The 1489-nt window shown below is 30.8% G+C and carries 2 protein-coding genes; both read left to right on the plus strand.

Annotation, left to right across the window (positions count from 1 at the left end):
- The first annotated feature begins 99 nt into the window (after window positions 1-99).
- Window positions 100-558 carry a hypothetical protein gene (locus tag Q1B05_RS18500; RefSeq protein WP_299782932.1) on the plus strand — a complete coding sequence of 153 codons (459 nt, stop codon included), beginning with the start codon at window positions 100-102 and terminating at the stop codon, window positions 556-558.
- Window positions 559-704: 146 nt separating this feature from the next.
- A complete protein-coding gene (locus Q1B05_RS18505; protein WP_299782933.1) occupies window positions 705-1370 on the plus strand; it encodes a hypothetical protein in 666 nt (221 codons plus the stop codon).
- Window positions 1371-1489: the final 119 nt, after the last annotated feature.

Raw genomic sequence — 1489 nt, forward strand, 5'->3', positions numbered from 1 at the left:
TCGCGGACTTTCTTGGTCGGTAATTATTTACTAAATTAGTTGCTTAAACCACGCAACAAACCATATACAAACACGTTGTAACCAATTTGAGAAAACCCAATGCGAAAAAAGAAAAATCTGATTTTTATAGCAATTCTAATAATCGGAATTTTAAGTTTCTATGGGTTTAAAAACTACGCTGAAAAAGTAAAAGACGAGCATTGTCTTGCTACTCAAATTTCATCTAAAATATTTGACTTTAATACGTTTGACTTAAAAGTTGACTCTGCTCTGAATTTATCGGATTTTAAAGTTGTGAACCAAAATAGCGGAAAAACAATCTTTGCGGACGGAAAAAACCGAAAAGGAATTAAAAACGAATATGGTCATTGCACTTTTGAATTGTTTTGGAAAGGAAAACAGGTTTATGAATTTGGACACTTCAAAATGAATAATTGGAATACGAACAAATACGAATTGAATATTGGAATGGAAAATAACGAACTTAAACCCAGTTTGGAAATTTATGGACCTGACAGTAAAAAAGCGGATTTATATTTTAGAAAAATAACGGAATAAAAAACTGGTTACAACAACGTGTATAAAAAATTGCTAAATTAGTGCTTAACCAAAGGTCGTTGCATTTTTGTTACGTCTGAATTTCCTTCGGAAATTCCTCGCACACAAAATCGCAACTATTCATACACAAGACCGTTGCCCACAATATGAAAAAAACACTTATACTAATATTAATCACTTGTACATTCGGAATTTTAAAAGCCGAAAACATTGTTACAGCCCAATATCCTGATAAAATAACTTACAATGGAACTGAATATAGCTTGAATTCGAATCCTCTCGAACCATATTTTGACAAAAATCCTGAAAATAGACCAACTATGGTATCGACAGCTTTATGGCGTGGATATGTTGGATATTTTGAAATTATTGAAAACGAATTATATTTAACTGATATGAAAATACCTGTTAATTATACTGATGATGATGGGAACTATAAGCAAAAATGGGGGTCGATCTATAGAATGTATTTCCCAAAACAAAAAAAAGTAAAAATAGATTGGTTTAGTGGAATTCTGATTTTACCACACGGAAAAATGGTTGAATATGTTCATCAAGGTTACGCATCTACATACAGCAAGTATTGGCTTCTTGAAATTGAAAACGGAACTTTTAATGAGGCTCGAAAATATGACAATAAAGAATTTGTGAAATTTAAAAAACGCCAATTTGAGGTTTTTGAAAAAACAGAAGAATACAAAAAACTATATACCGAATTAAAAGAAAACGATGAATATAACGATGATGAATTTATAAAATCATTTATTTCTGATTTTGTAATTAATTATACGACAAAATTTCTGACTGAATAAAATACTGTGGGCAACACTGTATATAATTTATTGCTAGTTCTTGCCTACTTACGAAAATCCTCGCGGATTTTCTATTCGGTTTTTATTTGTTAACTTAGTTGCTTAACCACGCAACAAAC

The organism is uncultured Formosa sp. (genome assembly GCF_947500765.1).
In the GTDB taxonomy this organism is placed as follows: Bacteria; Bacteroidota; Bacteroidia; order Flavobacteriales; family Flavobacteriaceae; genus Formosa.